This is a genomic window from Microvirga sp. Mcv34, assembly GCF_024519725.1.
Lineage (GTDB): Bacteria > Pseudomonadota > Alphaproteobacteria > Rhizobiales > Beijerinckiaceae > Microvirga.
The window spans coordinates 22,735-45,559 of sequence record NZ_JALJRK010000019.1 but is presented as its reverse complement, the minus strand read 5'-3'; the positions used below and the strand labels follow the sequence as shown (position 1 = coordinate 45,559).

Below are 22,825 nucleotides of genomic sequence, written 5' to 3'. Positions count from 1 at the left end.
ACGAAAATTCACGCGATGGAGCAGAACTCCTCGAAGGAGAGGCGCGGCTGGCGCGGGTGGAGCTTCTCGGGAAGGCCGTAGCCGAGATTGATCAGGAAATTCGACCGGGTCCGGCCGTCGGGGAAGAAGGTTTCGTCGACCCCCTGGCGCGAAAAGCCCCCCATGGGTCCGCAATCGAGCCCGAGCGCCCGGGCGGCCATCATCAGATAGGCGCCCTGGAGGCATGAGCCCTGAAACCCCGTCCGTTCGATGGCGTCGGGCTTACCGGCGAACCAGCTGCGCGCATCGGGGCTGTTCGGCGCGAGGGTGGCGAGCTTTTCGTAGAACTCGGTGTCGTAGGCCACGATCACCGTCGCGGGCGCGCTCATGGTCTGGCGTACATTGCCCTCGTCGAGATGGGGCCTGAGCTTCTCCTTGGCCTCCCGCGATACCACGAAGACGAAGCGGCCCGGCGTGGAATTGGCGCTCGTCGGCCCAAGCTTGGCGAGGTCGGCGATCTCGCGCAGGGTCGCGTCCGGGATCGGGCGATCCTCCCACCAGCGATGGGTGCGGGCCTCGCGGAAGAGCTGGTCCAGGGCGATATCGGACAAAGCGGGCAACGAACGGTCTCCAAACAAAAAGCGCGGCTGAACAAAGCCGCGCTTTCCTAACGGAATTCTTAAGATCGGACCAAACGGCTTATCAGACCGCCTGTACCTCGCGCACGTCCGGCAGGAAGTGGCGCAGCAGGTTCTGGATGCCATGGCGCAGGGTGGCGGTCGAGGACGGGCAGCCCGAGCAGGCGCCCTTCATGACGAGGTACACGGTGCCGTCCTTGAAGCCGCGGAACGTGATGTCGCCGCCGTCGCCCGCCACCGCTGGGCGGATCCGGGTCTCGAGCAGCTCCTTGATGGTCTCGACCGTGGCCGCGTCCGCGTCGTCGAAGAACTCCTCGCCGTCCTCTTGGCTAGCGCCGTAGCCGTTGGCGAAGAGCGGTGCGCCGGTCATGAAATGCTCCATGATCGCTCCGAGGATGGCCGGCTTCATGTGCTGCCATTCGCCGTCCGCCTTGGTCACGGTGACGAAATCGTAGCCGAAGAACACGCCCGTGACGCCCGGCACGGCGAAGAGCCGCTGGGCCAGAGGGGAGACTTCGCCCTGCTCGGGGTTCTTCGCCTCGAAAGTGCCTTCGGGCATCACGACGCGGCCGGGCAGGAATTTCAGGGTGGCGGGATTGGGAGTGGCTTCGGTCTGGATGAACATCGCTTCTGTCGTCCTCTGCGCCGGTTCAAGGCCGGCCGAGTGGGGTGTTAGAACCGTTCTAACAGGTTCAGTCGGAAATGTGGATCGTCTTATGGGAATTCCAAGCCCGTGACGAGCCTGCCCCGTCCCGTCGTTCCAGGGACCGGACCATGTGGGCGGCCAGGCGCTCGGCCGGAACCGACAGGGACGGCACGGTCATCAGGGCGATCTCCGTATCGGATAGGTCGGGCGCCCCGGCGGCCGTGTCGATGATGAAGAAGTCTTCGGGCACCATCTCCTTGGGCAGGACCGTCAGCCCAAGCCCCGCCCGCACGGCCGCCTGAGCGCCCGCCAGCGACGTGGAGGTGTAGGCGATGCGCCATGGCCGCCCGGCCCGGTCGAGGGCCTGGGTTGCCCGCTTGCGGTAGACACAAGGGTGCGGCGAGACCACCAGCGGCAGCGGCCCGGCTCGCTCGAAGGGATCGGGCCGGGTCGAAGCCCAGACCAGGGGTTCGCGCCAGACGCGGACCCCCTCGGTCGGGCCCATCGGCTCCCGCTTGATGAGCACAAGGTCGAATTCGCCATCCTTGAAGCGCTCGATCAGGTTGAGGGTGAGGTCGGTCGTCACCTCCAAGGCTACGTTCGGATGGGCCTCCGCGAACCGGGCCAGCACTCCCGAAAGGTGAGTGGTGGCGAAATCCTCCGGCGTCCCCAATCGCACCAAGCCTTCCATGGTGGGCTCCACCAGGCGGGCCACGGCCTCGTCGGTCAAGGACAGGATCCGGCGCGCGTAGGACAGCAGGGTTTCTCCCTCGGACGTGAGGGACAGGCTGCGCGGCGTCCGCTCCATCAGAGGACGGCCCAGCTGTTCCTCGAGCCGCTTGATCTGAAGGCTGACCGTGGGCTGGCTCAGCAGGAGCCGCTCTCCGGCCCGGGTCAGATTTCCGGTCTCGGCAACGGTCACGAAGGTTCTGAGGAGATCGAAGTCGAGGCGGGGCAGCATGAAATCACCATTTCCGAATTCAATGATAACAAGTTTTATTATTAATTTCAAAAGGGGATGGGTCTCTCCCATGGTGGCGCCGCCATCTCGGAGAAAATCATGAACTTCCATCTCGACACCCAGACCTTCCTGACCCTTCCCACCGCAACGCCGGTGACTGTTGCCCGAGGGGATGGCGTTGGTCCCGAGATCATGGATGCGGCTCTGCGTGTTCTCGAAGCATCGGGAGCGCAACTCGCCATCGAGGAAATCGAGATCGGCGAGAAGGTTTATCGCAAGGGCCTGTCCGCCGGGATCGGGCCGGAGGCCTGGGCGAGCCTGCGCCGGACGGGGCTATTCCTGAAGGCCCCGATCACCACGCCGCAGGGCGGCGGCTTCAAGAGCCTCAACGTGACGATCCGCAAGGGCCTTGGCCTCTTCGCCAATGTGCGCCCGACTCAGGCCTACGCACCCTTCGTCGCAACGAAGCACCCGGCCATGGATGTGGTGATCGTGCGGGAGAACGAAGAGGACCTCTATGCCGGGATCGAACATCGGCAGACGGACGAGGTCTATCAATGCCTGAAGCTGATCTCGCGGCCCGGCACCGAACGCATCGTGCGCTATGCCTTCGACTATGCCCGCGCCACAGGCCGCCGGAGCGTCACCTGCTTCACGAAGGACAACATCATGAAGCTGACGGACGGGCTCTTCCACAAGGTCTTCGACGAGATCGGGGCCGAGTACCCCGAGATCGAGAAGCGGCACATGATCATCGACATCGGCGCAGCGCGCCTCGCCGATGCGCCTGAAAGCTTCGACGTGATCGTGACGCCCAATCTCTACGGCGACATCATCTCCGACATCGCCGCCGAAGTCGCGGGCTCCGTCGGCCTTGCGGGCTCCGCCAATATCGGCATCCATGGGGCGATGTTCGAAGCGATCCACGGCTCCGCGCCCGACATCGCGGGCCAAGGCGTCGCAAACCCGTCCGGGCTCATCCTCGCAGGCGTGATGATGCTGCGGCATGTGGGGCAGGCGGAGGCCGCGCAACGGCTGCACAATGCGTGGCTCGCGACGATCGAGGACGGGATCCACACGCCCGACATCTACACGCCCGCCACGTCCAGGAAGCGGGTGGGCACGCAAGCCTTTGCCGATGCGGTGATCGCCCGGCTCGGCGAGACCCCGAAAAGGCTCAAAGCTGCGCGATACGACACGGCGCACGGGGCGATCCCGATCCCAGCCTATGAGCGCAAGGCACCGGCCCGCAAGGATCTGGTCGGGATGGACGTTTTTGTGGAATGGCGCGGCACGGCCGAGGATCTGGCCGTGCGCCTGAAGGGCGCAGAGGACGGCTTGGTCTCGCTGACGCTGATCACCAATCGCGGCGTCAAGGTCTGGCCGGAGGGCCTGCCGGAAACCTTCTGCACGGATCATTGGCGCTGCCGCTTCGAGGCACTGCCGGGGAAGGTCCCCAACAAGGCCACCCTGGCGCAGCTTCTCGGCCGGTTGGCCGCGGCCGGGGTCGAGTTCGTGAAGACCGAGCACCTCTTCACGTTCGACGGCGTACCCGGCTACTCCCTCGGCCAGGGGCAATAGCCGCCGGACATGCCGGCTCAGCCTGCCAGGGCGTCGATCTCCTCGTCCGTCAGGCTGCCCGGCACGATGACGATCGGAACCGGGAAGGAGGCGGCGGCCTTGCCCGCCAGGGTCGAGACGAGAGGCCCTGGTCCGTCCTTGGCGCTGCCGGCCGCGAGGACCAGGAAGGAGATGTCCTCGTCCTCGTTGATGAGCTTGATGATTTCGTCGGCCCGGTTGCCGACGCGGATCACCTGTTCCGGCTCCACGCCCGCGGCGCTCCGGGCCTCGCGGGCGGCGGCATCGAGCCGCTTCTGCGCTTCCTCGCTCGCTTCCTCGATCATGGCCTCGCCGACGCCGAGCCATTCGAAGTTGTCGGGCGGGTCCACGACCGCGAGCATGATCATGCTCGCGCCCGTGCGGGCGGTGCGCCGCGAGGCGAAATGCACCGCCCGGGCGCATTCCGGCGTCTGGTCGACCACCACCATGAATTTCGGCCGGTGGCCGGATTCGTAGGATCGGCGCTTGCCGCTCACAGCATGCTCTCCTGCATCACGAAAGATGCTGCCCTGCCGTTACGACAAGAGCAAGCCCGGGCCCTGCGCGAAATCCAGGCATCAGCGCGCGCGCACGAAGCCCACGATGTCCTTCACCGCATCCATGGTCACGGAGGCCAGGGCGCGGGCGCGGGCCGAGCCGTCCGCCAGCACCGCGTCGATATGGCCGGGATCGGCCATGAGGCGGCGCATCTCGTCGGCCACGGGCGAGAGCTTCGTCACCGCCACGTCCACGAGGGCCGCCTTGAAGCCGGAGAACTGCGAGCCGCCGTGCTGGCGCAGCACCTCTTCCGGGGTGGTGTCCATGAGGGCTGCATAGATCGCCACGAGGTTTTCCGCCTCGGGGCGGGCCTTCAGGCCCTCGACCTCGCTCGGCAGCGGCTCGGGGTCGGTCTTCGCCTTGCGCACCTTCTGGGCGATGGTGTCGGCGTCGTCCGTCAGGTTGATGCGCGAATAGTCGGACGGATCCGACTTCGACATCTTCTTCGAGCCGTCGCGCAGGGACATGACCCGCGTGGCGGGTCCCTGGATCATCGGCTCGGTCAGGGGGAAGAACGCCTCGCCGAAGCCATGGGCGGCAATCGATTCGGCCCAGTCGTTGTTGAACTTCTGAGCAATGTCGCGGGTCAGCTCCAGATGCTGCTTCTGGTCCTCGCCCACCGGCACATGGGTGGCGCGGTAGACCAGGATGTCGGCGGCCATCAGGTTCGGATAGGCGTAGAGGCCGACCGAGGCGTTCTCCCGGTCCTTGCCCGCCTTGTCCTTGAACTGGGTCATGCGGTTGAGCCAGCCGAGGCGGGCGACGCAGTTGAACACCCAGGCGAGCTCCGCGTGCTGGGGCACCTGGGACTGATTGAAGACGATGTGACGCTTGGGGTCGATGCCGGCCGCGAGAAACGCGGCCGTCACTTCCCGGATCTGGCGGGTCAGGTCGGTCGGGTTCTGCGGCACGGTGATCGCGTGCATGTCCACGACGCAATAGATGCAGTCGAAGTTCTCCTGCATGGCGACGAAGCGCTTGATGGCGCCGAGATAATTCCCGAGGTGGAGATTGCCGGTGGGCTGAACGCCCGAGAACACCAGCTCCTTGAACTGCGCCATCGTCTTGAACTCCCACGGGGTGCACGCGCAAGGCCGAACCGCCGACCGCCCCAGATAGTCTGTAAGTCCGCATCGTTCGGCAGCGAACCGGAGGCCGGTCGGCGCGACGATGCTCCATTGAGGCGCGCGTTATGACAGGGCCGCGCCACGATGCAAGGGTTCTCACGCTTTTTTCGTCAGCGCGGCCCAATCGTCGCGGGTGACGGCGCCGATGGCCCAGGCGACGAGCACATAAAGCGTCAGGCCGCCCAGGCAGAGGACCGCTAGGGACGCAGCGCCCGCCTGCGGGAGAAAGGCCCCCGCGCCCACGAGACCCAGGCTCATGGCGAGAACCGCCAGGACGATCCGCGTGGCCCGGTTGGCCAGGGCACGATCCGGCGCCCAGAGGCCGATCCGATGCAGGCCCGCGACCACGGCCGCCGCATGGCCGATGCAGCCGATGCTGACGCCGAGTGCGATCCCGGTCGGGCCGAAGGGCCAGGCGAGCAGCGGGCAGGCCAGGACGGTAAGGGCGAGGCCGAGCATCGCCGCGACGAGAACCACCTTGAGCGAGCCGCGCGCGAACAGGGTCTGGCTCAGCACCTTGGCGGCCGTCGCGAAGGGCAGGCCCACACTCAGGGCCATCAGCACGAAGGCCGTGCCCTCGGCGTCGGAGGCTTGGAACGCGCCGCGCTCGAACAGCACGCTGCTCATGGGGCGGGCGAGAAGGATCAGGGCCGCGCTGGCCGGCAGGGCGAGCAGGAGCGCCACCTCCAGGGCCCTGTTCTGCGCCGCCACGATGGCCACGGTCTCGCCGGCCCGGTGGCGGCGGGCGAGTTCCGGCAGGAGCAGGCCCGAGCCGAGCGCGGCCATCAGGCCGAGGGGCAACTGCATCACGCGCTCGGCATAATAGAGCCACGACACGCCGGAGGGCCAGAACGAGGCGATCTGGGTCGCTGCCAGGATGAAGAGCTGCACGGCGCCGCTCGCCACGAGGACGGGAAAGCCCGCGAGTAGCAGATTCTTGAGGAGGGGGGTCCAGCGGGGCCTCCGGAAGCGGACCAGCGGGACGTCGCCCCACCACAGGGCCGCGGCCACGAGGGCGAGCTGGATCAGGCCGGCGAGGCTCGACGCCAGGGCCAGCCATGCGGCCTTTTCGGCGAGCGGCAGGGAAAGGCCGGCCTCCATCGCGACCAGTGCCAGGATCAGGCCACCATTGACCGCAAGCGGCGCAAGGGCTGTGGCGGCAAAGCGTCCGCGCATGTTCAGGAGCGTGGCCCCGACGGAGGCGAGCGTCACGGACAGGACGATCGGGAAGGAGAGGCGCGTATAGAGCGCCACCAGGGCGAGCGTCCCGCCGTCGTCGTGCAGGCCCGGCGCCAGCACGAGGGCGAGCAGCCCGGCGCCGATCTCCACGAGCGCCGTGAGGCCCAGCAACGCCAGTCCGAACACGCTCAGCACGTCGCCGGCGGTCGCCGCCGCCTCATCGGGCTCCAGGGCGCTCAGCGCCGGGATTAGGGCCGGATTGAGCCCACCCTCGCCGACGATCCGGCGCACCAGGTTGGGCAGGCGGAAGGCGGCCAGGAATGCATCCGCCACCGGGCCCGCCCCCAGGGCCTGCGCGAACAGCATGTCCCGGACGAAGCCGAGGACGCGCGAGGCCATCGAGCCGAGGCCGACCAGGAGCGAGGAGCGGATGAGCGACATGCCCTCGCGGCTTAGCCGGTCTCAAGGGAAATGTCTAAGAGCGGGAGAGGTCTAGGCCTCTCCTGCCTTCTTGATCTCGTGCTTCAGCAGCAGGGGCGTCTGCGCCAAGGCGAACGCGATGGTGAGCGGCATGATGCCGAAGACCTTGAAGCTGACCCAGAAATCCGTGGTCTGCGTGCGCCAGACGATCTCGTTCAGGGCGGCGAGGGCGAAGAAGAACAGGGCCCAGCGCAGGGTGAGCTTGCGCCAGCCTTCCTCGTCGAGCTCAAACATGCTGTCGAGCACGATCTGGAGCAGGGGCTTGCGGAAATAGAGCCCGCCGAGCAGCACGATCCCGAACATGGTGTTCACGATGGTGGGCTTGAGCTTGATGAAGGTCTCGTCCTGCAGGAACAGGGTCAGCCCGCCGAAGACCACCACGACGATGCCCGACACCAGGGGCATGATCGGCAGCTTGCGGGTCAGCGCATAGCTGATCCCCAGGGCGATCACCGTGGCCACGATGAAGATGCCTGTGGCGGCGAAGATGCGATGGTTCTCCGCGAAGCCGAACCGGTCCCCATAGGCGTTGCCGAGGAAGAACAGGGCCAGCGGCCCGAGTTCGAGGGCGAGCTTGAGGAGGGGAGGGAGGCGTTTTTCGTCTGTCATGAGGTTGCTTCTAACCCGGCGATGGCCTTTGCGAAATCCCGTGCGGTGAAAGGCTCCAGGTCTTCGACTCCTTCGCCGACGCCGATGAAATGCACCGGCAGGCCGAATTTGGCAGCCAATGCCACCAGAATGCCACCGCGGGCCGTGCCGTCGAGCTTGGTCATGACGAGCCCGGTGACGCCCGCCGTCTTCTGGAACAGCTCGACCTGGCTGATGGCGTTCTGGCCCACCGTCGCGTCGAGGACGAGCAGGGTGGCATGAGGCGCGCTCGGGTCGAATTTCTTGACCACGCGCACGATCTTCTCGAGCTCGGCCATGAGCCCGGCCTTGTTCTGCAGGCGGCCGGCCGTATCGATGAGGAGCACATCCGTGCCGTTGGCCTTGGCCTCCTGCAACGCGTCATAGGCGAGCCCCGCCGCATCGGCGCCCTGTGCGCGGGCCAGCACCGGCGCGCCGACCCGCTCGCCCCAGACCTTCAGCTGCTCGATGGCGGCGGCCCTGAAGGTGTCGCCGGCCGCCAGCATCACCGTCAGGCCCTGCTGCCGGAATTTCTGGGAGAGCTTGCCGATGGTCGTGGTCTTGCCCGCCCCGTTCACGCCGACCATGAGGATGACGAAGGGCTTTTTCGATCGGTCGATGGAGAGCGCCTGGGCGACGGGCTGGAGCGCCTTCTCGACCTCGCCGGCCAGGATGGTCTTCACCTCCTGGGGCGAGATTTCCTTGTTGTAGCGGCCGGATGCAATCGCCTCCGTGATCTTCATGGCCGTGGGCACGCCGAGATCGGCCTGAACCAGGGCGTCCTCCAGTTCCTCCAGGGTGGCGTCGTCGAGCTTGCGCTTGGTGAACAGCCCGGTCACGCTCTCAGACAGGGAGGAGGAGGTGCGGCGCATCCCGTCCGTCAGGCGCTGCCACCAGCCGCGGGACGCGGCGGGCGCCGGCTCGGGAACGGGAAGAACCTCGGCGGGGGCGGGCTCGGGGGTGAGCAGATCAGACGCCGCGATGTCGGCGCGTAGCGCTGGTCCGGCCTCGGTGGCGATGCGAGGCAGCGGCTCCTGCGGGTTGGTGCCCTCTGGATCCAAGCCCTCCACCGGCTGAAGGTCGGCTCCCGCCAGCTCCGGCGGCACCTTGTCCTCCTCCGGGGTATCCGGGGAGGCGGTGGTCACGCTCGGGGGGGCGGCCGTAAGATCGTCCGCGGCCGTTGCGGGCGGAGAGGGCATCGCCTCCGGCTCGCCGCCGGCCTTCGGGGTTTCCGGCGCCGGTGCGACCGGGGCTTCTTCAGCCTTGCGCCCGAACAGACGGGAGAAAAATCCGGGCTTGTCGGGCTTCGTTTCGGCCATGAGTGTCGCTTTGCCTTATGAACGCTGTGCTTGATTTAACGCAGTTGCCTCGATAGCGGAGGCATCATGAATGCGGAAGAGATAGTCAACCGTTTGCTGTATCGCGATGCCCTGATGCTCGTGATCGACAAGCCCGCCGGCCTGCCGGTGCATCCCGGCCCCAAGGGCGGCGAGACCCTGTTTCATCACCTCGACGCCCTCCGCTTCGGTTTGCCGCGCCGCCCGGAGGCCGCGCACCGCCTCGACAAGGATACCTCCGGTTGCCTCGTGCTGGGCCGCCATCCCAAGGCTATCGCGCGCCTGAACGAGCTTTTTCGCAAGGGCGAGGTCGATAAGGTTTACTGGGCCGTGGTCGAGGGCGGGCCGCAGGACGACGAGGGCGAGATCGACTTGGCCCTCGCACCGAAATCGCCGGATCGCGGCTGGTGGATGAAGGTGGACCCGAAGGGCCAGCCTTCCTTGACGACATGGCGCGTGATGGGGCGGGGCGAAGGTCTGTGCCTCCTCGAACTGCGCCCCGTCACCGGCCGTACCCATCAGCTGCGGGTCCATTGTGCGGCGATGAATTTCCCGATCCTCGGCGATCCGATCTACGGCACGGCCCCGCGTTTTCACGGCCCAGGCCTTCACCTGCATGCCCGCAGCGTGAGCGTGCCGCTCTATCCCAAGAAGCCGCCGATCACGGTCGAGGCGCCGGTGCCGGAGCATATGCGGGAGCGGGTGAGCATGTGCGGCGGCGGCGTTTAGGCCGCCAGCAGGTCCTTGCCGTCGTGCCCGGCGATGGTGGTCGGCACGATGGTGCCCGGCGTCACCGCGCCGGCGAAGCGCACGAGCGTGAACCCCTCTGTGCGGCCGAGCTGATTGGTCTCGATCAGCACGTTGCGCCGCGCGCCGACTTCACCGGCGAGGTGCTTCAGCAAGGCCGCCTCGCCTTTTGCGCGCAGGCGCCGCGCCCGGTCCTTCACGATGTCCCGTGCCACCTGCGGCATGCGGGCGGCCGGCGTGCCGGGACGGGGCGAGAAGGGGAAGACGTGGAGATGGGTCAGGCTGCATTCCTCCACAATGGCGAGGGAGCGGGCGAACATCTCCTCGGTCTCGGTCGGGAAGCCCGCAATGATGTCGGCGCCAAAGACCATGTCGGGACGCAGGCGCCTGACCTGCTCGCAGAACGCGATGGCGTCGGCGCGCAGGTGGCGGCGCTTCATGCGCTTCAGCACCATGTCGTCGCCCGCCTGCAGCGAGAGATGCAGATGCGGCATCAGGCGGGGCTCGGAGGCGATCACGTCGAGAAGGTCGTCGTCCGCCTCCACGGAATCGATGGACGAGATGCGAAGCCTCTCCAGTTCCGGTACGTGCCGCAGAAGGCCCTTCACCAGGGTGCCGAGCTTCGGCTCGCCCGGCAGATCCTTGCCGTAGCTGGTGATATCGACGCCGGTCAGCACCACCTCACGGGAGCCGTGCTCCACGAGGGTGCGCACCTGTTCCACCACCGCGCCCATGGGCACGGAGCGGGAATTGCCGCGGCCGTAGGGAATGATGCAGAAGGTGCAGCGATGGTCGCAGCCGTTCTGCACCTGCACGAAGGCACGGGTGCGCCCGCGCATCCCGTCGATGAGATGCACGGCCGTTTCCTTCACGGCCATGATGTCGTTGACGAGAACCTTTTCGCTCGCGCCCACGCCGAAATCGCGCAGCCCGGCCCAGGTCTCGGCCTTCATCTTCTCGTGGTTGCCCACGACCTGAGACACTTCCGGCATGGCCGCGAAGGTCTCGGGCTCGACTTGAGCGGCGCAGCCCGTCACGACGATACGGGCATTTGGCTTTTCGCGGGCGAGCTTGCGGATGGACTGGCGCGCCTGGCGGGTCGCCTCTCCGGTGACCGCGCAGGTGTTGACGATGATGACCTCGCCGAGCCCCGCCTCCTCCGCGTGGCGCTGCATGGCCTCCGACTCGTAGGTGTTGAGCCGGCAGCCGAAGGTGACGACTTCGACCGCCATCAGGCCACCTCGCTGAAGAGGGCGGGCGAGAAGGTGCCCTCGTGCTCCAGCTCCGTCGGGCCGGTCATGAGCACGTGGCCGTCGCTCTCGCGCCATTCGATCACGAGGTCGCCGCCGGGGAGCGTCACCACGGCCTTGCGGCCGGTCAGCCCCTTGCGGGCGGCCGCCACCAGGGTCGCGCAGGCGGCCGAGCCGCAGGCGCGGGTGGCGCCGGCGCCGCGCTCCCACACGCGCAGGATGATGCGGTCGGGGCCGGTGACCTGGGCGAAGGAGATGTTGGCCCGCTCCGGGAAGACCGGATCGTGCTCGAAGACCGGGCCGATGGTCGCGAGGTCATAGGCCTCGGCATCCTCGACCCAGAAGACGGCGTGCGGATTGCCCATGCCGACAGCCGAGGGACCTTGGAGCTCGGGAGCCTCGGGGAGCAGGGTGTCGACCGCGATCGTGCGGGTGTCCGGATAAGGGTCCCTCAGGGGAATCTCGTTCCAGGCGAGACGCGGCGGGCCCATGTCGACGGTGAAGACTCTGTCCGAGACGCGCTCCACCGGCAGCAGGCCCGCCTTGGTTTCGAGCACGAGGTCGCCCTCGACCGGGCGGCTCATGGCCGGATCCGCCGTCATCGCCCAGGCGACGCAGCGGGTGCCGTTGCCGCAGGCGCCGGATTCCGAGCCGTCCGTGTTGTAGATGCGCATATAGGCGTCGGTACCCGGCGTGACCGGGTCGTGCAGCACCATGAGCTGATCGAAGCGCGAGCGCGGATCCGCCGCGATTGCGCGCGCTTCCGCCGCGCTCACCCGATGGGGGGAGCCGCGCAGGTCGAGCACGGTGATCTCGTTGCCGAGACCGTTCATTTTGAGGAAACGGCTGTTCGAAAGGGCATTCATGGGGGGCTATATGGCCGAAAATCCCGGAAATCGCGAGGGGGATCACGCCCGGATGCGGCAATATCGTCCGAGAGGGAGATGTCCGGGCGCGGACCTGCTGCAATCCGTCCTCCACAGGATCCCGTCGACGGCCTCGCGGCTGCAACAAATCCCCCCTATGGTGCTGCCCGATATCCCATTTTGATTCGCGGGTGAGGCGTCTTTCCCATGCGGCTGCGCTCTTCAGGTCTTCTTCTCGTTCTCGCCCTCTGCTCGAGCGTCGCCCTCGCGCAGACGCCCCCGGCGGCCGATCCGGCTCCGGCTCCGGCGGCTCCCGCAGCCCCGGCCACGCCTCCGGCAGCACCACAGCCCGCGCCGCAGGCCCAGAGCACACCGAGCCCCGCTCCGGCCGAACCCCAGACGCCCGCGGCTCCTCAGGCGCCCGGGCAGCCGGCTCCCGCGACACCGGCGCCGGCCGCTCCTGCCAGCCCGGCGCCCGCCCAGCAGGCCGGCCGCACGACTCTGTTCCCGAATCCGAGCGACCCGACCGGTGTCGAGCAGGGCGTTCTGGTCTCCAAGCCGACCGTGATGATCTCGGGCACCAGCACCTGGGACGAGGCCTTTACCAACCTCAAGAACGCCTTCGCCAAGATCGAGGGCGAGCTGAAGAAGGCCGGAATCGCCCCGACGGGCCGGCCGCTGACGATCTTCGTCGATACGGACGACAACGGCTTCAAATACGAAGCGATGGTGCCGATCGCCCAGGTTCCCGAGGGCAAGACCGAGCTGACCCCCGAGATCAAGTTCGGCAAGACCCCGGAGGGCAAGTCCTTCCGCTTCGTGCACAAGGACGCCTATGACGAGATCGACGGCACCTACGAGACGATCACGGCCTATCTCGACCTCAAGGAGATCGTCGCGAAGGACGCCTTCATCGAGGAATACGTGAGCGACTTCACCGATTCGCAGGACACCGATTTCGAGGTGAACATCTACGTTCAGCCGAAGCCATGATCGCTCTCTTCGACCTCGACGGGACTCTGACGGACCCGAAAGCCGGCATCACCCGCTCGGTGCAATATGCGCTAGAACGGCTGGGCCGTCCCGTGCCGGATGCGGACGAGCTGACCTGGATGATCGGCCCGCCGCTGACCGCAGGCTTCGCGGAGCTTCTGGGCGGGGCCGGCGAAGTTCAGGACGCGGTGCGCTTCTACCGCGAGCGGTACGGCGATATCGGCCTGTTCGAGAACGAGGTCTATGCCGGCATCCCGGCCCTGCTCCAGGAGCTTCGGGAGAAGGACGTCCGCCTCTATGTCGCGACGTCGAAGCTTCAGGCTTTCGCCCGGCGGATCATCGACCATTTCGACCTGTCGCGGTTCTTCGTCGAGGTCTACGGCTCGGAACCCGACAACCGGAATGCCGACAAGCGCGACCTGATCCGCCACATCCTCGATGAGGAGCGCTTCGATCCCGCGCGCGCCGTCATGATCGGCGACCGGAAGCACGACGTTATCGGTGCCCGGGCCAACGGCGTCGCGGCCATCGGGATCACCTGGGGTTACGGATCGCGGCAGGAATTGTCCGAGGCCGGCGCGGCCTGCCTCGTGGATGAACCTCGGGGCCTGGAGGAACCACTTTTCACCCTGACGGCGTCCACGCTTCCCCGGGCCGCAAAGGCCTGAACCGATCTTCCGGGATCTCGGCCGCCTGAAGAGCTGCGGCCAGCTCCTGCGGGGGCTCGTCGACGCCCTCGTTGGTGAGCCGGAACGTGCCCCAATGGTGGCCGAGCGCCTGTTCGGCCTCGACGATCCGCAGCACCTTCACGGCATCCCCCGGGTTCATGTGCTGCGGCTTCATGAACCAGCGCGGCTCATAGGCCCCGATGGGCAGGTGCGCGAGGCGCAGGCGACCGAAGCGCTCGCGCACAGCATGAAAAATCTTGCCGTCGCCGAAGCCCGTATCGCCGATATGGTAGATCGTGCCGGCCGGCGTGGTGAGCACATAGGCGCACCAGAGCGCCATGCGCCGGTCGTTGATGCCTCGCGCCGACCAGTGATAGGCGGGCTCGAAATGGGCCGTGACGCCATGGCCGAGATCGACGGCTCCGCCCCAGTCCCGGGTCTCGACCGGGATCTCCGGATGCTCCGCCCGGATCACCGCGTCGTTCCCGAGGGGAGCGACGAATTTCGGACGATGCTGTTGCCAGAGACGGCCAAGGGTCCTGGTGTCGAGATGGTCGTAATGGTTGTGGGTGATCAGCACCGCGTGGATCGGCGGCAGGTCCTGAAAGGCGATGCCCGGCGGGTTCACGCGCTTTGGCCCGGCGAAGGAGACCGGGCTCGCCCGTTCCGAAAACACAGGGTCGATCAGGATGTTGAGCCCCGCCACCTGGACCAGGAACGAGGCATGGCCGATCAGCGTCGTTCGCAGGTCCTGCACCTCGGCCGGCGGCTTGTCCTGGAAGGGGCTCGGAAAGCTCTCCGGCCAATCCTTGCGCCCGCCCCCGAACTGCCAGCGGGCGAGCTCCATGAAGCCTTTATCCTGCGGCTGGTCGGCCAGGAAGAACCGCACCCCGTCGAAATGGTCGGTGGCCGGCCCCTGATAGTACCGGTTCGTCGCGCGGGCTGCCTTCATCCAGCCCACGGCGCTGGTGGCTGCGATGACGGGAAGGCCCAAAGTCTTGAGAAGGATGCGGCGGTTCATGAGACGATCGTCAGTGGTGAGGCCCTAAGCGTGGGGATGCAGACGCGGATCGGCAAGGGTTAAGTGATGTGACGCGCTGAGCCTCTCCGTCATGGCCGGGCTTGTCCCGGCTATGACGATCGGGGAGGCGCTGCAAGTCCTCCGCGACCGGCCGTAAACGCATTGAAATACGCCCTTTCGGGCCTTTTTCTTGACTCCACGCCTCATTTCCTCTATCGGCTGGCCGCAAATCTGTAGAGCGAGCCCTTATGAGCCGCCGACCAGCCCGAGAGGCTGGAGGTCAACGTCCGACAGCGCGATGCGCCCTCGGGCGCGTTTCTCTTTGGGGTTTCTCTGCGCCGTCATGACTGGGACAAGTCCAGTCGTGACGAAGAGGATAGGGAATGTCGGACGACACATTGCGCATCGAGGACGCGGTCAACGAGACCTGCCCGTGGTCGGGACAACCGATCGCGGCGGATTCGCTCACCCGTTATCGCGGCGAGGTCGTCGGCTTCTGCAATCCCGGTTGCCGCGACAAGTTCGAGGCGGCCATCCGCCACTTTGAAAAGGCCATCGCGGATCGCGATGTACCACTCATCGCAAAAGGAATTGAGTGATCATGTTCGAAGGCCTTTCCGACAAGCTCTCCAACATCCTGAATTCGCTGACGCGCCGCGGCGCGCTCACCGAGGAAGATGTCAACGCGGCCCTGCGTGAGGTCCGCCGTGCCCTGCTCGAGGCCGACGTGGCGCTCGAGGTCGTACGCTCCTTCACGGACAAGGTGCGCGCCCGCGCGGTCGGCGCCGAGGTGGTCAAGTCGGTTTCGCCCGGCCAGCAGGTGGTCAAGATCGTCCACGACCAGTTGGTGGAGATGCTCGGCGCGGACGCGGAGGTGATCAGCCTCAACGCGGTTCCGCCCGTCGGCATTCTCATGGTCGGCCTCCAGGGCTCGGGCAAGACGACCACCACGGCCAAGATCGCCCGGCGCCTGAAGGACCGCGAGAACCGCCGCGTCCTCATGGCCTCCCTCGACACCCGCCGCCCGGCGGCACAAGAGCAGCTCGCGGTGCTCGGCAAGCAGGTCGGCGTCGACACCCTGCCCATCGTTGCCGGCCAATCGGCCGTGCAGATCGCTCGCCGCGCCATGGAGGCCGCCCGCCTCGGCGGCTACGACGTGGTGATGCTCGACACCGCCGGCCGCGTGACCGTGGACGAGGCGCTCATGGTGGAGGCGGCGGATGTGCGCGCCACCACCAACCCGCACGAGGTGCTCCTCGTGGCCGATGCGCTCACTGGCCAGGATGCGGTCAACACCGCACGCGCCTTCGACGAGCGTCTCGGCGTTACCGGCATCGTGCTGACCCGTATGGACGGCGATGCCCGCGGCGGTGCCGCCCTGTCCATGCGCGCCGTCACCGGCAAGCCGATTAAGCTCATCGGCACGGGCGAGAAGGTCGACGCGCTGGAGGAATTCCACCCGAGCCGCGTCGCCAACCGCATTCTCGGCATGGGCGACATCGTCTCCCTGGTCGAGAAGGCGGCAGAGAATTTCGACCAGGCGCAGGCCCAGCGCATGGCCGAGAAGATGCGCAAGGGCAAGTTCGACCTCGAAGACCTGCGCGACCAGCTTAGCCAAATGGAGAAGATCGGCGGCCTCTCCGGCATGATGGGCATGCTGCCGGGCGTGGCGAAGATGAAGTCGCAGCTCGAGAACGCCAATCTCGACGACCGGATCATCAAGCGCCAGCGCGCCATCATCGATTCCATGACCCCGGCCGAGCGCCGCAACCCGGACATCCTCAAGGCCTCGCGCAAGAAGCGTATCGCGGCGGGTGCGGGCGCCAAGGTCGAGGAGATCAACAAGCTGCTCAAGATGCACCGCCAGATGGCCGATGTCATGAAGATGATGGGCGGCGGCAAGGGCAAGGGCATGGCGGGCGCGCTCGGCAAGATGTTCGGCATCGGCGGTGGCGGCGGCATGCCCCAGCCGACGCCGGAGCAGATCGAGGCGCTGCAGAAGCAGATGGGCGGCAAGCTGCCCGATTTCCCCGGCGGCGCCGGCGGCGCTCTGCCTCCCATGCCCAAGGGCCTGCCGGGTCTCGGCGCCGGCAAGATCCCGGGCCTGCCCGGCATCGGCGGCTTCCCGTTCGGCAAGAAGAAATAGGTTTCGTCATTCCCGCTTCGGCGGGGATGACGCTAAGGCAAGTTTGATCACAGGACACCAAAGGAGAAACCCATGTCCCTGAAGATCCGTCTCACCCGTGGTGGTGCGAAGAAGCGTCCCTACTACCGCATCGTCGTGGCCGATTCGCGCTCCCCGCGCGATGGCCGCTTCATCGAGAAGGTCGGCACCTACGACCCGATGAAGCCGAAGGACGATGCCGGCCGCGTCGTTCTCGAGACCGAGAAGATCCAGGCCTGGCTTGCCAAGGGCGCCCAGCCGACCGACCGCGTCCTGCGCTTCCTCGATGCCGCCGGCCTCCTGAAGCGTCCGGCCCGCAGCAACCCGCAGAAGGCCGTCCCGGGCAAGAAGGCCCAGGAGCGCGCTGCCGAGAAGGCCGCTGCGGCCGAGGCTGCCGGCGGCGAAGCCGCTTAAAGCATAACGATGAAGCGGGGGCGTTCAAACAAGCAGGACCTTCGCCCTCTCCCCGCCGCGGGAGAGGGTGGCCCTCGCGTCAGCGAGGGTCGGGAGAGGGGCCGCGCTCACCCGTCGAACGCCCCCTCTCCCGGCTCGCTCCGCTCGCCACCCTCCCCCGCGAAGGGGGGAGGGAGCGGCGCTATGCCTGTCCGGGACGACATCGTCCTCGTGGGCGAGTTCGGTCGCGCCCATGGCCTCAAGGGCGAGGTGCGGCTGAAATCCCATACGGGCGACCCGCAGGCGATCGCCCGATACAGGCCGTTGATCGCCTCCAACGGCAAAACCTTCTCTCTCAAGAGCGTGCGGCCCGTTCCCGGCGCGGCGCCCGATCTTCTCGTCGCCGTCGTCGACGGCGTGACGACCCGCGAGGCCTCCGAGGCCCTCAACCGCGTTCAGCTCTATGTCGAGCGCGACAAGCTTCCGCCGCCCGACGAGGAGGACGAATTCCTGCTCGCGGATCTGATCGGCATCGCCGTGTCCAACGAGGCGGGCGAGATCATCGGCACTGTGGTCGATGTTCCCAATTACGGCGGCGGCGATCTCTTGGAAATTGCGCCCGCGCAGACAGGCCCGACGGCGCTTCTGCCGTTCACCAAGGTTTTCGTGCCAAAGGTCGATCTGGCCGGCAGGCGCATCGTCGCCAACCCGCCGGACGACCTGTTCGAGCCGGCGAAATCCGCACCCGATTCCGAGGACGAGGCGTGAGCTTTTCCGCCACCATTCTCACCCTTTATCCCGACATGTTCCCAGGCCCGCTCGGCATGTCCCTGTCGGGCGATGCGCTCGCGCGGGGCGTGTGGTCCCTGACGGCGAGGAACATACGCGACCATGGCCTCGGCCGCCACCGCACGGTGGACGATACGCCGGCCGGTGGCGGTCCCGGCATGGTGATCCGCTGCGACGTGCTGGCCTCCGCCATTGACGCCAATGTTCCGGCCGAGGATCCGCGCCCCCGGCTGCTCATGAGCCCGCGTGGGAAGCCGCTGACTCAAGGCTATGTGCGCGAACTCGCGGCGGGTCCCGGCGTGGTCATCGTGTGCGGCCGTTTCGAGGGCGTGGACGAGCGCGTCATCGAGGGGCGGGGCTTAAGGGAAGTCTCCATCGGCGATTACGTGCTCTCCGGCGGCGAGATGGCCGCGATGATCGTGCTCGATGCCTGCGTGCGGCTGTTGCCCGGCGTCATGGGCAAGGAAGCCTCCGGTACCGAGGAGAGCTTCGAATCGAACCGGCTCGAATACCCGCATTACACAAGGCCCCGCGAATGGGAGGGGCGGCCCATTCCCGACGTGCTCCTCTCCGGCAATCATGCGATGATCGAGCGCTGGCGCCGCGAGGAATCGGAACGCATCACCCGGGAGCGGCGACCGGATCTGCTGGAGCGATAGAACGCTTCCGCTGCTGATGCTTCGGACAAGAACAGCCGACCTGATGCTGGAACGTCGGCCACCGCAGAAGGTTTAACGCAGCGGGGCTCTCGATCCTGGGAGATCGACATGATCAGCCGCATCATTCTTGGCACGATCCTCGCGTTCCTCTTCGCCAGCCCCGGCATCGCAGGGCCATGCACACAAAGGATTGCCGATCTGGAGAAGTCTGTTTCGGCCAGGCAGGAGGGGGCCGGACCAACGCTGGATACGCCCGCGACGACAGGTTCGGCGGTTCAGGGTTCACCTCCCTCGGGGCAGGCCACGACGGTTCAAAACCAAAGTAACAACCAGACCATGCAGATGATTCAGCAGGCCAAGCAGCTTGATCAGCAGGGCAAGGAGGCCGAATGCATGGATATGGCGACCAGGATTGGTGCCATGGCTCCCCCTGCCACCAAGTAAGGCCAAACGCCATCAGCGGGAGCTGCCGCAATGCCGCCGGCTTGTGTCGCAGCGGCATTGCGGTTCATGGGCATATGTGCTCCGCTCTGCCTGAACTTATTCAAGAGGGATAAGGTGATCGCTTCGATGGTGCAGGGTTTCGAGCATGTGGGCATGACCAGCAGCAACCTGGACAGGACCATCGGGTTCTATTGCGGGTTGCTGGGGCTGAAGGAGATCCTGGTCAAGCGCACGGGCGAGGGCGGGCGCATCGCGTTTCTCGAGACCGGCGGCGTCATGCTCGAGATCGTCGAGCCGGCCGCATCGATCCAGGGGCCGGCCCGCGAGGTTCCCGTCACCGAGGCCGGTATCCGTCACATCACCTTCCGGGTCGACGACGTCGAGGCAATCTACGACAAGCTTCGGTCCGCTGGCGTGGACTTCACCGTGCCGCCGCGCGAGGCCGCGAATGCCGAACTGATCCGCAAGGTGGCGTTCTGCAAGGATCCGGACGGCATCATCGTCGAGTTCCTGGAGCGCGTGTGAGGGTCATCCGGGCTGAAGGTTAGCCGCGAGCCTTGCCCCGAACGTCTTCAGGTATTTCATGCCCGTATCGCACATCACTGTGACAATGGTGGCATCCGGCCCCAGCCGTTCGGCGAGACGCAGGGCCGCGACCACGTTGGCGCCGGTCGACGTGCCGGCGAACAGGCCTTCCTCGCGGGCGAGCCTGAACGCCATCGCGGTGGCGTCTTCGGTCGACACGCGCTCGATGTCGTCGGCCACGCTCTCCTGCCAGAGCGGCACCACGTAGCCCGCGCCGATCCCATCGATCTTGTGAGCGCCCGATGGGCCACCCGACAGGACCGGGGATTCCGCAGGTTCCACAGCGACGATCTCCAAGGCATCGCGATGGCGCCGCAGCCCCTCGGCGATCCCGCGCAAGGAGGCGGCCGTCCCGACGCTCTGCACGAAGCCGTCGATCCGGCCTCCCGTCTGCTGCCAGATCTCGTCCGCCATCCGGTGATAAGCGGCGATCTGGTCCCGGTTCTTCATCTGGTCGGTCCAGAAAGAGCCCTTCGCCTCAGCGATGACGCGGGCCTCCTCGATCATGGCCTTCGTTAGTCTTTCCGTCATGCGCCCGCCGTCGCTCGGCACGATATGCAGCCTCGCGCCTAGAAGCGCCATGTGGTCGCGCTTCTCCTGGGCGAAGGCATCCGAGGTCACGATGTCGAGCGGGTATCCCTTCACGGCGCAGACGAGCGACAGGGACACCCCGGTGCTGCCGCCGGTATATTCGACCACCGCGCCTCCCGGCCCGAGGCGCCCGTCCGCCTCCGCGGCGTCGATCATGGCAAGCGCCATCCGGTCCTTCATGCTGCCGGTGGGGTTCTCGTTCTCCAGCTTCAGAAGAATGCGGGCGCCATCGGCTGGGCCGATAGTGCGCAGGGCGATGAGGGAGGTGTTGCCGATGCGGTCGAGGATAGTGGCGGAATGCTCTGTCATGGGCCTTGTCCGTGAAGTTCCGCCTTGTAGACCGGGACCAGACACCCGTCAGGTCCGGAATCCGGACTTCTGCCGCGTCCCCGATCATGCTAGCCCATGGTCCATGGCAGATTACGGTCAGTTCTGTTCCGTGGCCCGCGCCCACGAGGCCATCGGCGGGCGTTGGACCCTTCTCGTCGTGCGGGAATTGCTGTGCGGCAGCCGGCGGTTCAACGACATCCGCCGCGGCATCCCGCGCATCTCCCGCACCATGCTGTCGGAGCGCCTGCAGGAGCTGGTCCATGTGGGCGCCGTCGCGCGCATCGAGGGTGAGCATGGGCCCGAATATACCCTGACGGACGCGGGCCGGGAGCTGATGGGCATCGTAGGCGCCATCGGCGCCTGGGGCCAGCGCTGGCTGCCGCGCCATCCCGAGACCGAGGACCTGGATCTCGAACCGCTCCTCGTGGACATGCAGCGGCGCGTCCGCCCAGAGGCCCTGCCGCCGGAGCCCCTGGTCGTCCGCTTCGAGATCGAAGGGCAGCACCGACCGCACTTCCTGCTGTTGAAGGCATCCGAAGCCTCCCATTGCACGCAGAACCCCGGCTTTCCCGAGCCGCTCCGCGTCCGCGCCAGCCTTGCCCTGCTGGTGGCCTGGTGGCGCGGTGACATGAGTTTCGCCGAGGCGCAGCGGTTGGGGCTCAAGGTGGAAGGTCCCAAGGCGCTCGCGCGAGCCTTCCCGAATTGGTTCGAGCGATACCTGTTCGCCGAGATCGCTTCAGCAGTTAGAGGGTAATTCGAGAGGATCTCATGGGCTAGTAGCCAGATTTGCAGGTTTGGCCCTGTCAGATGAATACCAAAGCCTGAAGCGGTCCGTAAATTACCCTTATTTGTGACTCTGGGTTGTGAAAATTGCGGTTTTCACTTTAATTGTTCCGTTCATTAATAACGACATTTAATAACGTAAAACTGGGAGGGCTGAGTGAGCCGCCAATGGATGCTAGCAGCTGTCCTTGGATCAGCTGTCATTGCTTTACCCGTGCGAGGCAACGCTGAATCTCGTAGCGCGGACGCTTGTGAGATAGTCCGGGACGCTATGCGTAAATTAGATAAAGCCGAAGAGTTTCTATGGGTAGAATTGCATGCCACGTCTGAAACATTCTTGGGAGAAATTAGAAGTTTCTCATGGAATCCGACACGATTGATACGGAAAGTTTCTAAGAATACTGTTACTTATATGAGATACCATGGCCCCGTAAGCTCAGAAAGGGAAGCGATTTTTGCTGACATAGAAGAGCGCAATCTTTCTTCATGCGTGCATTTTTCTACAGAAATGATGGACAAGGAGTTTGCAGATATCTGGACCTATCAAGAGCAGTATAAGGGAAAATTATCATTTGGAGCGATGTGGATCTCTCAAGATACGGATTTGCCTTTGAAAACAGAGCGAGAACAAGAAGTACCACCATCGGCAGATGGACCTTTGCGAGTAGTGCCAACCAAGTATCGTCGAAACCTATTCAATTTTGGTGATCTGTCGCGATTCAATGCTCTTGGGTATAGCCAGGATTCTCCTTTTAGAACCTTCCCTAAACCCTAAATTGTTGGAAAAGGGCAGATGCGCGAGACTGGCTCGACAATCCTCCTGATATCCTGTATAGGCGCGGCCTCAACTTAAAACAGGACGCCGAAATCCCGCGGGTTTTGAGATCGCTCAGGGCCACGCAACGGCAGGAGTACAACGATGAACCTCATCCAGCAGCTCGAGCAGGAGCAGATTGCCAAGCTCGCCAAGACCATTCCCGACTTCCAGCCCGGCGATACCGTCATCGTCAACGTGAAGGTGAAGGAAGGCGAGCGGACCCGCGTGCAGGCCTATGAGGGCGTCTGCATCGCCCGTTCCGGCGGCGGCCTCCACGAGAGCTTCACGGTCCGCAAGATCTCCTACGGCGAAGGCGTCGAGCGCGTGTTCCCGGTCTATTCGCCGAACGTCGAATCCATCAAGGTCGTTCGCCGTGGTGCCGTCCGCCGCGCCAAGCTGTACTACCTGCGCGACCGTCGCGGTAAGTCGGCCCGTATCGCCGAGCGCGCCGAGAAGAAGACTGTGGCCCCGGCTGCCGCCGAGTAAGGCTCGTCTCACAGGCAGAATTCACGAAGGCGCGGCTCCAAACCGCGCCTTTTTGCTGAGACGGCCCTCCCCAGCCGCCCATGGCCCGGCGCGACAAAAATATAATTG

The 22,825-nt window shown here is 65.9% G+C and carries 26 protein-coding genes; 14 read left to right on the top strand and 12 right to left on the bottom strand.

Translation table 11 applies throughout. The features are described from left to right. Positions 1 to 8: 8 nt before the first annotated feature. The 3 genes from OC446_RS12525 to OC446_RS12515 all read right to left on the bottom strand — a co-directional run bounded on the left by OC446_RS12525 (position 9) and on the right by OC446_RS12515 (position 2,224). Positions 9 to 599, bottom strand: a complete 591-nt coding sequence (locus OC446_RS12525; protein WP_262029359.1) for a malonic semialdehyde reductase — start codon at positions 597 to 599, stop codon at positions 9 to 11. An 82-nt stretch (positions 600 to 681) separates the two neighbouring features. Beyond that, entirely contained in the window at positions 682 to 1,242 is a 561-nt protein-coding gene (locus OC446_RS12520) for a NifU family protein (RefSeq protein WP_262029358.1), read from the bottom strand. Positions 1,243 to 1,309: 67 nt separating this feature from the next. Next, positions 1,310 to 2,224 (bottom strand): LysR substrate-binding domain-containing protein, encoded by a 915-nt coding sequence (locus OC446_RS12515; RefSeq protein WP_262029357.1) that lies wholly within the window; start codon positions 2,222 to 2,224, stop codon positions 1,310 to 1,312. 99 nt (positions 2,225 to 2,323) lie between these two features. On the opposite strand from OC446_RS12515, the gene OC446_RS12510 reads away from it, so the two are divergent. Beyond that, positions 2,324 to 3,805, top strand: a complete 1,482-nt coding sequence (locus tag OC446_RS12510; protein ID WP_262029356.1) for an NADP-dependent isocitrate dehydrogenase — start codon at positions 2,324 to 2,326, stop codon at positions 3,803 to 3,805. A 17-nt stretch (positions 3,806 to 3,822) separates the two neighbouring features. Here OC446_RS12510 and OC446_RS12505 read toward each other — a convergent pair whose 3' ends face one another. From OC446_RS12505 to ftsY, 5 genes are all read right to left on the bottom strand, one after another. Then, positions 3,823 to 4,320: a universal stress protein gene (locus OC446_RS12505; protein WP_262029355.1), complete on the bottom strand. Its 498-nt coding sequence runs from the start codon at positions 4,318 to 4,320 to the stop codon at positions 3,823 to 3,825. Positions 4,321 to 4,401: 81 nt separating this feature from the next. After that, the gene (trpS, locus tag OC446_RS12500) at positions 4,402 to 5,442 is read right to left on the bottom strand and encodes a tryptophan--tRNA ligase (RefSeq protein WP_262029354.1); all 1,041 of its coding nucleotides are present in this window, start codon (positions 5,440 to 5,442) and stop codon (positions 4,402 to 4,404) included. A 162-nt stretch (positions 5,443 to 5,604) separates the two neighbouring features. Continuing rightward, a complete protein-coding gene (gene murJ / locus OC446_RS12495; RefSeq protein ID WP_262029353.1) occupies positions 5,605 to 7,128 on the bottom strand; it encodes a murein biosynthesis integral membrane protein MurJ in 1,524 nt (507 codons plus the stop codon). Between the two features lie 51 nt (positions 7,129 to 7,179). After that, positions 7,180 to 7,776: a septation protein A gene (locus OC446_RS12490; protein ID WP_262029352.1), complete on the bottom strand. Its 597-nt coding sequence runs from the start codon at positions 7,774 to 7,776 to the stop codon at positions 7,180 to 7,182. Beyond that, positions 7,773 to 9,113 (bottom strand): signal recognition particle-docking protein FtsY, encoded by a 1,341-nt coding sequence (gene ftsY / locus OC446_RS12485; RefSeq protein WP_262029351.1) that lies wholly within the window; start codon positions 9,111 to 9,113, stop codon positions 7,773 to 7,775. The genes OC446_RS12490 and ftsY overlap by 4 nt, the downstream gene beginning before the upstream one ends. 66 nt (positions 9,114 to 9,179) lie before the next feature. Here ftsY and OC446_RS12480 point away from each other — a divergent pair, with 66 nt between their 5' ends. After that, on the top strand, positions 9,180 to 9,860 hold the full coding sequence (locus tag OC446_RS12480; protein WP_262029350.1) for an RluA family pseudouridine synthase: 681 nt from the start codon (positions 9,180 to 9,182) through the stop codon (positions 9,858 to 9,860). On the opposite strand, the gene mtaB is transcribed toward OC446_RS12480, so the two are convergent. Next, the gene (gene mtaB / locus OC446_RS12475) at positions 9,857 to 11,110 is read right to left on the bottom strand and encodes a tRNA (N(6)-L-threonylcarbamoyladenosine(37)-C(2))-methylthiotransferase MtaB (protein WP_262029349.1); all 1,254 of its coding nucleotides are present in this window, start codon (positions 11,108 to 11,110) and stop codon (positions 9,857 to 9,859) included. The genes OC446_RS12480 and mtaB overlap by 4 nt on opposite strands. Beyond that, a complete protein-coding gene (dapF, locus tag OC446_RS12470) occupies positions 11,110 to 11,994 on the bottom strand; it encodes a diaminopimelate epimerase (RefSeq protein ID WP_262029348.1) in 885 nt (294 codons plus the stop codon). Before dapF ends, mtaB begins: the two co-directional genes overlap by 1 nt. A 207-nt stretch (positions 11,995 to 12,201) precedes the next feature. On the opposite strand from dapF, the gene OC446_RS12465 reads away from it, so the two are divergent. Further along, positions 12,202 to 12,987: a GyrI-like domain-containing protein gene (locus tag OC446_RS12465; protein WP_262029347.1), complete on the top strand. Its 786-nt coding sequence runs from the start codon at positions 12,202 to 12,204 to the stop codon at positions 12,985 to 12,987. After that, positions 12,984 to 13,655: an HAD family hydrolase gene (locus tag OC446_RS12460; protein ID WP_262029346.1), complete on the top strand. Its 672-nt coding sequence runs from the start codon at positions 12,984 to 12,986 to the stop codon at positions 13,653 to 13,655. The genes OC446_RS12465 and OC446_RS12460 overlap by 4 nt, the downstream gene beginning before the upstream one ends. Here OC446_RS12460 and OC446_RS12455 read toward each other — a convergent pair. Next, on the bottom strand, positions 13,612 to 14,676 hold the full coding sequence (locus OC446_RS12455; protein WP_262029345.1) for an MBL fold metallo-hydrolase: 1,065 nt from the start codon (positions 14,674 to 14,676) through the stop codon (positions 13,612 to 13,614). The genes OC446_RS12460 and OC446_RS12455 overlap by 44 nt on opposite strands. A gap of 383 nt (positions 14,677 to 15,059) precedes the next feature. Here OC446_RS12455 and OC446_RS12450 point away from each other — a divergent pair, with 383 nt between their 5' ends. The 7 genes from OC446_RS12450 to OC446_RS12420 all read left to right on the top strand — a co-directional run bounded on the left by OC446_RS12450 (position 15,060) and on the right by OC446_RS12420 (position 19,650). Beyond that, the gene (locus OC446_RS12450; protein ID WP_262029344.1) at positions 15,060 to 15,275 is read left to right on the top strand and encodes a glutathione S-transferase; all 216 of its coding nucleotides are present in this window, start codon (positions 15,060 to 15,062) and stop codon (positions 15,273 to 15,275) included. Positions 15,276 to 15,277: 2 nt separating this feature from the next. Then, positions 15,278 to 16,822, top strand: coding sequence for a signal recognition particle protein (gene ffh, locus OC446_RS12445; RefSeq protein ID WP_262029343.1), 1,545 nt, complete (start codon positions 15,278 to 15,280; stop codon positions 16,820 to 16,822). A gap of 72 nt (positions 16,823 to 16,894) precedes the next feature. Further along, the gene (gene rpsP / locus OC446_RS12440; protein ID WP_262029342.1) at positions 16,895 to 17,254 is read left to right on the top strand and encodes a 30S ribosomal protein S16; all 360 of its coding nucleotides are present in this window, start codon (positions 16,895 to 16,897) and stop codon (positions 17,252 to 17,254) included. A gap of 9 nt (positions 17,255 to 17,263) precedes the next feature. Continuing rightward, a complete protein-coding gene (gene rimM / locus OC446_RS12435) occupies positions 17,264 to 18,001 on the top strand; it encodes a ribosome maturation factor RimM (protein WP_410055068.1) in 738 nt (245 codons plus the stop codon). Next, positions 17,998 to 18,681, top strand: coding sequence for a tRNA (guanosine(37)-N1)-methyltransferase TrmD (trmD, locus tag OC446_RS12430; protein ID WP_262029340.1), 684 nt, complete (start codon positions 17,998 to 18,000; stop codon positions 18,679 to 18,681). Before rimM ends, trmD begins: the two co-directional genes overlap by 4 nt. A 108-nt stretch (positions 18,682 to 18,789) precedes the next feature. Next, a complete protein-coding gene (locus OC446_RS12425; protein WP_262029339.1) occupies positions 18,790 to 19,125 on the top strand; it encodes a hypothetical protein in 336 nt (111 codons plus the stop codon). 126 nt (positions 19,126 to 19,251) lie between these two features. After that, positions 19,252 to 19,650: a VOC family protein gene (locus tag OC446_RS12420; protein WP_262029407.1), complete on the top strand. Its 399-nt coding sequence runs from the start codon at positions 19,252 to 19,254 to the stop codon at positions 19,648 to 19,650. Positions 19,651 to 19,653: 3 nt separating this feature from the next. Here the strand turns inward: OC446_RS12420 and OC446_RS12415 are convergent, their stop codons facing one another. Further along, complete coding sequence (locus OC446_RS12415; RefSeq protein ID WP_262029338.1) at positions 19,654 to 20,610, bottom strand: PLP-dependent cysteine synthase family protein; 957 nt, start codon at positions 20,608 to 20,610, stop codon at positions 19,654 to 19,656. Between the two features lie 103 nt (positions 20,611 to 20,713). On the opposite strand from OC446_RS12415, the gene OC446_RS12410 reads away from it, so the two are divergent. The 3 genes from OC446_RS12410 to rplS all read left to right on the top strand — a co-directional run bounded on the left by OC446_RS12410 (position 20,714) and on the right by rplS (position 22,717). Beyond that, positions 20,714 to 21,385, top strand: a complete 672-nt coding sequence (locus OC446_RS12410) for a winged helix-turn-helix transcriptional regulator (protein WP_262029337.1) — start codon at positions 20,714 to 20,716, stop codon at positions 21,383 to 21,385. Positions 21,386 to 21,571: 186 nt separating this feature from the next. After that, positions 21,572 to 22,189 (top strand): hypothetical protein, encoded by a 618-nt coding sequence (locus tag OC446_RS12405; protein ID WP_262029336.1) that lies wholly within the window; start codon positions 21,572 to 21,574, stop codon positions 22,187 to 22,189. Between the two features lie 144 nt (positions 22,190 to 22,333). Further along, a complete protein-coding gene (rplS, locus tag OC446_RS12400; RefSeq protein WP_262029335.1) occupies positions 22,334 to 22,717 on the top strand; it encodes a 50S ribosomal protein L19 in 384 nt (127 codons plus the stop codon). The last annotated feature ends 108 nt before the right edge of the window (positions 22,718 to 22,825 follow it).